Here is a 7,352-nt window from a genome sequence, read left to right as displayed (position 1 = left end):
ACTTTGGGGTATGTCGTTCCCGCTGCGCTCATAAGAGAGGGCTGTACCAAAACAAAAACCAATAGTGACAAAACAGAGATGACAACTTTCTTCATTTTTCCTCCTAATATAATAGTTTAAATGTTTGATAGACTCATAAAAACCATTATACTACGACAAACGAAGGATTCTAAGGAAAATTTAGTTTTACTAAATAATTTTGAAAATTCATAAACTTGTGGGTGACAGCCACCATTTCAAAAAAGAGAGAAGCGCATGAAGCGCTTCTCTTTGAGTCTGGTCGTGGAAATCGACCAAGCATGCGGCTTTACTGGCGGATGGCCCCACTTTACTGGCGGATGGTCCGGCTTTACTGGCGGATAACCTCCCTTTACTGGCGGAAGTTTTACTTTACTCTCGGAAAGCCACTTCCAACTTGCGATAACCTTCCCATTCACGCATTAGTCTCTGTTTATCAAAGCTTCCAAGTTGGGAAGTCAGTTTCTTTTTGTTTTTCATACTCCTTCATTCTAGAGTAGGAGTTTGAAAGTTTTGAAAGAATGTATCCCTGGGGGCTTGGTATTTCCATTTGCTTGCTTAACTCTTGAATTTTAATGTTAGTAAACATTTTTGAAACTTGAGCTAGATGTTCAATCGTGTCCATTAGTTTAGGGTTATCGTTGTAATTGCTTTTTGCAATAAAGTAAATATAATCAAGTTTGTTCCTTATATCCTTTAATGTCTCGAGATCAAATGGTTCAGTTGACATTACATTCACCCCTTATCCTTAAGCATATGGAACAAACGGTAATTATGAACAAAATCCCAAAAATAAATTTTAGAGACATAAATTGAAATTGCGTATAAAACGCACTGGGAACTTCCCAATACGTTTTCCACATGTATTTTATAGGAATACTGTGAACATCAAAAAAAGGCAGGAAACTAAATGAAAATTAACAAAATAGAACTCTCAGAAGGCAATCTAAGTGATTTAAAAAATGTCTATCAACGATTATTATCAGACTTTCCGGCGAATGAATTAAAAGATTACAATCATCTTAAATCGCTCCTAGCGAAGGGGAACTATAAATTACTCTTGGCAGCCAATAAAGAAGAAATTGTTGGCTATGCCTTTATTTATGAATTTGATCATATCCCTGTGATTTGGCTTGATTATTTGGCAATCGATAAACGATTCCAGAATCTTGGATATGGGGGCCTCTTTTTTAATAAAATTCTTCAATCAAAACAGGCCGGAATATTTGTCGAAGTGGAAATACCCGAATGCGATAAGCATGCGGGAGTACAACAAATAAGACGGATAAACTTTTACGAAAGATTGGGCGCCAAGAGATTACATATCCCTTATAAACTCCCCACCAACGATGGCGGGTTTCCAATGTACCTGTATTTTAGACCCACATCTAACCTGCATCGATTGCCAAAGGAACAAATACAAGCTGCAATCGCAGAGGTTTTTGGAAATATTCATTCTGATGTATCCGATCGAAATGCCATTTTAGATGAAATTTCCACGTTCATTGACGATGAATATGTTTGATAAAAAGAAAAGCAGAAGTTTAGCCGTTTGGCTGCTTCTGCTTTTCTATCTGTTACCATGGCTATAGTGACAAGTTCACAGTTTGTTTGAAATGGTATGGAGAACTTTTGAACAGCACCAATTGCGAACATAAAAAAGGAAATTCGCATATAGTAAGATATTACAATGCAAAGGATGTTCTTCTATGTCAGAATTTCCAGTTCCAGTGAAGATTGATTCCATTAGTGGCGGTGTTGTCCAATTTGGCGCTTCATTGTTTGTTTCACCTAAAAGCGCTATAAAAACTACACATGGCTCAGGTTCCACCAATACAGGGGTTCTTATCACAACGATCAATGGTCAAAGTAACTCCACTTCCGTCAATTCCGATCTATTTGACCAACCCATCGTTAACGATAACTAGCCATGGTCAATCGGGTAAAGGATGGGGAATTCCTCCTGCACATCCACTCAAAAAAATACATTTCACACAACTTACTAGTCACGCAGAGAAATTTCCCCCACCTTCATTTAACCTCCTAAAAAAGGTAAAAAACCCCTACCAATTATCTACATTTGGTTACCATATCACCACAGCCGAAGAATACACGATTTACTATGGTGATGGCACAAGTAAGCCAAAAATGTATGAATCCGAATATCAGTTGAAATTTGTAGGTTCAGAACTAAAAGTCGATCATCTGATTAAAACGACTGAGATTGATACGGACTAAACCATTTCATCCAAAAAAACCAAGGGATTATCCCTTGGTTTTACTTTTTGGAGCAGCCCCGTCATTCACCAGTTCATCTTCTTACGTAAATTAGTAATATGTGCAACATGATGCCGGCCATGCCATGCGTAAATTCCGATATTTCTTCCGACAGAAACTTGACCCGATTCTGGATGGATAAAGGTTCTTTTCAAATCCTCAGGTGATAGGCTGCGCAACAGGTTGACCAAACGGATATGCAGTGCCTCAAGTAATGACAGCGAAGTGTCCACAGACAAGTTGGAATCAGATAACTCAGCCCACTGCCCTTCTTCGTAAGGCTTTATCACAGGGTTATCCTCGGTAAGTGCCCATTTAAAACGAATATAGGCATTCATATGACTATCGGCAAGATGATGTACAACTTGTCTAATCGTCCACCCGCCTGAGCGATAGGGGATATCGAGTTGTTCATCGTTCAAATCCTTCACCGCATCCCTTAGTAGACTCGCTAATTCCTCCATCTCCTTGATCCAACCATCAATCTCACCAAAGGTAATCTCACCATCAAATTCAAACCTTCCAATTGGGTATCTCACATCCATTCCCATTCCTCCTCAATGTTCAGTCAACATACAGGTTGCTCGAATCATTTCTCAATCTTATTCATATACCTATGCACACTCTATTCTACTTAATTCCTTATGTACTTTTCGAATAAAATGCAAAAGACGATTCGGATTATAGCCCGAATCGTCTTTTGATTGGTAATTATTTATGCACTTACTTTTGCTTTTTCGTGACCAGGTCCTTTTTTGCTAGTCTTTTTGATGAAAGGAATCACCCAGCGGTCTAAACCGATTCGACCTGCATTGTAACCAGCAGTTAGAATGATGAAGCCAAGGAAAATGTCTCTTGGATTGTGAGATACGGTACCTGCTAGGAAGAAGCTGAAGTTCATCACTAGACCAAAAAACATTGCTGTTGTTGTTAAGCATCCGAGAATTAACCCTAAGCCGATTAATGTTTCGCCCCAAGGAACAATGACGTTGAAGACATCCACGTTTGGTAAGGCAAAGTGTTTTAAGAAGTCTACATACCAGCTAAATACCATGGCCCCATCTGGACCCTTAACCGGGTTGGCGATGGCTCCTTTTAAGAATCCAGAAGCATCGAAGCCGCCGGTTAATTTATGAAAACCTGCTGTGAACCAAGAATAGCCAAGGTATAATCGTAAGACAGTTAAGATAGCCGCTGCAATTTTGTTTTCTCTTAAAAATGTATTAAACATGATTTCATTCCGCCCTTCAAAATTTATTTGTTCTTTATGATTACACTATATTCCTTTTTTTTATTAAACAACATGGGTATAGTGTCAAGTTCACAGTTTGTTTGAAATGTTTTGACGAACTTTTGAACGACTTCAGGAAGTCCATTTTTTTTTATGGGGAACAGTCCCTAAAAATAACTCCCCTTTGACCTATTCCAAAAGTGTGGAGCTTGACACCGACAAAAAAAATCCCAGCTGTCAGCAGCTGGGATCATTTGTTTCTGCATCGGGTAAAAAAATTCCACCAAGATATTCGGCATGTTCAAGATATTGCATCACAAAGTCTGTTAATGACATCGCGATACCTGTATCTTCTAACCAATAATCATAGCTATTGGCCAGTGTTTTTTTGATTAGGTCGTTATGCAGCCAATTAGGGGCCAGTTGATGATCAATACTGGCAAGGATCGCAGCAATCTCCTCGGTTGTGGTTATGTTTAACACCTTCTTAGAAAAATGTTCATTTCACCTTTTCTAATCTATATTGTTATTTTCCCCAAAAATGCTAAAATAGTGATCCTATTTTTGACGGTGCAATTGGGGGACAAATTTTGTGATTGGGCTTATATTATTGGAATTCTATATATTTTTTAAAGATATCTACAAACATTAATCGTTTATCTACAAAGTTGAGAGGATATCTACAATTTTTAAGAGAATATCAACAAAGTTGAGAGGATATCTACAATTTTAAGAGAATATCAACAAAGTTGAGGGGATATCTACAATTTTAAGTGGATATCTACAAAATTGAAGAGGATATATACAATTTTTCGAAGATATCTACAAACCTTAAGTGGATATTTACATTTTTTCAAAGATATCTACAGATTTTAAGTGGATATCTTTGAGGATATCTACAATCCTCCCAATTTCATGGAAAAATCATCCCTCTTGACACATAACCGAATTTGCTATAATATCTCTCAAGTTCAAGACTTTTACTGTACGAAACAAAAGGGGAGTGGATATATGAAGAGCAGAACCACTGTTATGATTAGCATCGTTCTTGCGATGCTGGTTGCGTCGATTGATGCGACGATTATGAATACAACGATGCCGATTATTGCCAAAGAGTTAGGGCGATTTGACTTGTATGCGTGGTCGTTTGCGTCCTATATGATTACCAGTACCATCCTTTCTCCTGTGGCTGGGAGATTATCAGATTTATTCGGCCGAAAAAAAGTATTCGGCTCTGGCATTCTACTATTTTTAATGGGCTCGCTTCTGTGCGGGATGTCGGCCAATATGATTCAATTAGTCATCTTCCGCGCTGTCCAGGGAATTGGAGCAGGATTTATGATGCCGTTCCCTGCCATTATTGCCGGTGACCTGTTTTCAGTCGAAAAACGCGGAAAAATCCAAGCGTTATTCACGGCAATGTGGGGGCTATCTGCTGTCCTTGCGCCATTACTCGGATCCTTTTTCGTAGAGTTTATGACTTGGCGATGGATTTTCTTTGTGAACTTACCGGTTTGTTTAATCGCATTTGTGACGCTTCTTCCTTACAAAGAAAACTACCAACCCAAAAATGCGAAGGTCGACTACATTGGCGCAATTCTATTCGCCGTCGGTGTCACGTTTCTTCTATTAGATACCATCGTAAAAGAAAATCGCATTCTTTACTTGTTGATCGGACTTGTCTTTCTCTTTGTGTTTTATTTTTACGAGAAAAAACAAACATCACCAATTGTTCCGCTCTCTATGTTTAAAAATAAGATGATTTCACGGATTAACATCAACGCCTTTATTGGAACAACCGCCTTATTCGGAACCGCTAGTTTCATCCCGCTGTTTTTACAGAATATCGCTGGACTTTCACTATTCATGAGCGGTGTGGCCTTGCTCGGCACGGCGGTTGGCTGGATGGCTGCGGCCGTACCTGCGGGTAAATGGATTCTCAAGTACGGATATCGGATCTTGTTAATCATCGGAAACGCGTTACTATTCGGATCAGGGGCATTGTTGACCCAACTCGATCCAAGCCATGGTTTTTGGTTTGTCTTTCTTGTCATGATTGTGCAAGGACTCGCGTTCGGCTTACTAACCACAGTCGGAATGATCGGCGTTCAGCAGCTCGTCGGTGCCCATGAACGTGGAATCTCAACTTCCTTCTTCATGTTCTGCCGGAATATGGGGACGGCAATCGGCGTCACCGTCATGGGTGCGTTATTAACAAGCGGCTCCGATTTCATGCACGGCATCCATCATCTGTTCCTATTCGGGTTCATTGGCAGTATCTTAGCGTTACTAACCTCCTTCTTTATTCAGAAGGATCCATCTGAGCAAAAAAGCATCACCCCTAGACCGAAAGTAAGCTAGTTGGTCGCTTAACATATTGATATAACCCAAAAAGGCTTGGAGTTTCCTCCAAGCCTTTTTTGCGATTCATTTATATTTTAATGCAAAACTCGTGCTGCTGTTGTAAATCTAGATGGGTTATACGTAGCAATTTTTACAACATCGCCCGTTTGCGGTGCATGAATATATTTGCCGCCTCCAATATAGATGCCGACATGGTGCGCAGGGTTGCCCCTAAATACCAAATCACCTTTCTGTACATTATACGGAGAAATTGCGGTTCCTACATCCTGCTGGTCACGAGAGACCCTTGGAAGTGAAATACCAACAGAACGGAATACATATTGGGTGAACCCTGAACAGTCGAACCCGTTTGGAGATGTTCCGCCCCATACGTAAGGAACACCCAAATATTTTTTAGCAAATGCTATTAACTCATCTGCATCTCCAGAGTTAGTGACTGTTTCCTCCGGTGTATCGGATTTGGATGGTTTTTTTGCTGGAGAATCTTGTTTCGGTTGGCTTGGGCTTTCTGGTGCTTGTTGCTGTGCTCTTTCTGGTACTTGTTGCTGTGCTCTTTCTTGCGCCTCTTGACGTGCCCTTTCTTGCGCTTCTCGTTGTGCTCTTTCTTGTGCTTCTTGTCGTGCTTTATCTTGAGCATTTTTTTCTGTTTGTTGGTGAGCTAGTTGCGTTTGTTGTTGTTTTAAGGTACTTTTCGATTCTGCCAATACTGTTTTAATTTCTTCTTTATCTGCTTCAATCTGCTTCTGTTCAGAAACTAAGTCATCCTGGCTCTTTTTTAATTGGCCTAATTCGTTTTCAAGCTTTTTCTCTGCACCTAGTAAGGTTTCTTCTTTTTTAGCAAGAGCCTTCATGATATCAGTATTACTATCAAGAATTTGCATAATCGCAGTAGAGCGAGTTAATAGCTGGGAAAAACTTTTCGATGAAAGGATAAATTCTGCGTATGTGATCATCGGCTGTTGACCTTGTTCCTGCATAGTTTTTAGTCTTGCAGAATAATAGGTTTTGTTTGTTTCTAAGTCTTTTTTTGCTCTTTCAATTTCAGCCTTTGTTTTTACGATTTGACCTTGTTGTGCTTTAATATCATCGTTAAGTTGTTTGCTCTTTTCCATTCCCATGATGATTCGGTCGTCTAGTTGTTGAATCTTATTTTCTATGTCTTCAATTTGATTTTGTGTTTCTGTTATTTTTCCTTTTGTCTCATTGATCTGTTCTTGTGTAATAGTTGGACTTGCAAAAGTAGGAGTTGCTTGAAAGATAGAAGTCAATAGAGCAACTGATACCGAATATATTAATAATTTCTTTTTCATTCCATTCTCACCTTTTCTTCAAGAAAATTTTTCCGATTTATATATTTATAGTTTAAATTTCCAAGAGAATAATAACAATGGTACTGGTGAAAATGTAATGAATTTGTAATGTTATGTAGAAACTTCATAGAAAGAGTCGAATAAATTACATA

General features: G+C 39.1%; 9 protein-coding genes. 4 read left to right on the top strand and 5 right to left on the bottom strand.

What is annotated here, in order from left to right; genetic code table 11:
* Positions 1–454: 454 nt before the first annotated feature.
* Complete coding sequence (locus tag V7137_RS29435; protein WP_335701349.1) at positions 455–748, bottom strand: hypothetical protein; 294 nt, start codon at positions 746–748, stop codon at positions 455–457.
* A 180-nt stretch (positions 749–928) separates the two neighbouring features.
* Here V7137_RS29435 and V7137_RS29430 point away from each other — a divergent pair, with 180 nt between their 5' ends.
* The 3 genes from V7137_RS29430 (at position 929) to V7137_RS30850 (ending at position 2,256) form a co-directional block, all read left to right on the top strand.
* Positions 929–1,543 (top strand): GNAT family N-acetyltransferase, encoded by a 615-nt coding sequence (locus V7137_RS29430; RefSeq protein WP_335701348.1) that lies wholly within the window; start codon positions 929–931, stop codon positions 1,541–1,543.
* 184 nt (positions 1,544–1,727) lie between these two features.
* Positions 1,728–1,946 carry a spore germination protein gene (locus tag V7137_RS29425; protein ID WP_335701347.1) on the top strand — a complete coding sequence of 73 codons (219 nt, stop codon included), beginning with the start codon at positions 1,728–1,730 and terminating at the stop codon, positions 1,944–1,946.
* On the top strand, positions 1,879–2,256 hold the full coding sequence (locus tag V7137_RS30850) for a TcaA NTF2-like domain-containing protein (protein WP_420490199.1): 378 nt from the start codon (positions 1,879–1,881) through the stop codon (positions 2,254–2,256). Before V7137_RS29425 ends, V7137_RS30850 begins: the two co-directional genes overlap by 68 nt.
* 65 nt (positions 2,257–2,321) lie before the next feature.
* Here the strand turns inward: V7137_RS30850 and V7137_RS29420 are convergent, their stop codons facing one another.
* The 3 genes from V7137_RS29420 to V7137_RS29410 form a co-directional block, all read right to left on the bottom strand.
* Positions 2,322–2,840 carry a YfiT family bacillithiol transferase gene (locus V7137_RS29420; protein WP_335701346.1) on the bottom strand — a complete coding sequence of 173 codons (519 nt, stop codon included), beginning with the start codon at positions 2,838–2,840 and terminating at the stop codon, positions 2,322–2,324.
* A 170-nt stretch (positions 2,841–3,010) separates the two neighbouring features.
* Entirely contained in the window at positions 3,011–3,526 is a 516-nt protein-coding gene (locus V7137_RS29415; RefSeq protein WP_335701345.1) for a DoxX family protein, read from the bottom strand.
* Between the two features lie 237 nt (positions 3,527–3,763).
* The gene (locus tag V7137_RS29410; RefSeq protein ID WP_335701344.1) at positions 3,764–4,009 is read right to left on the bottom strand and encodes a hypothetical protein; all 246 of its coding nucleotides are present in this window, start codon (positions 4,007–4,009) and stop codon (positions 3,764–3,766) included.
* Between the two features lie 528 nt (positions 4,010–4,537).
* On the opposite strand from V7137_RS29410, the gene V7137_RS29405 reads away from it, so the two are divergent.
* Entirely contained in the window at positions 4,538–5,887 is a 1,350-nt protein-coding gene (locus tag V7137_RS29405) for an MFS transporter (protein WP_335701343.1), read from the top strand.
* Positions 5,888–5,964: 77 nt separating this feature from the next.
* Here the strand turns inward: V7137_RS29405 and V7137_RS29400 are convergent, their stop codons facing one another.
* Positions 5,965–7,200 carry a C40 family peptidase gene (locus tag V7137_RS29400; RefSeq protein WP_335701342.1) on the bottom strand — a complete coding sequence of 412 codons (1,236 nt, stop codon included), beginning with the start codon at positions 7,198–7,200 and terminating at the stop codon, positions 5,965–5,967.
* Positions 7,201–7,352 lie beyond the last annotated feature (152 nt).

It is taken from the genome of Neobacillus drentensis (genome assembly GCF_036962765.1).
GTDB lineage: Bacteria > Bacillota > Bacilli > Bacillales > Cytobacillaceae > Neobacillus > Neobacillus drentensis_C.
Note: the sequence above shows the minus strand (reverse complement) of the source record. Positions and strands in the feature narration are given on the sequence as shown.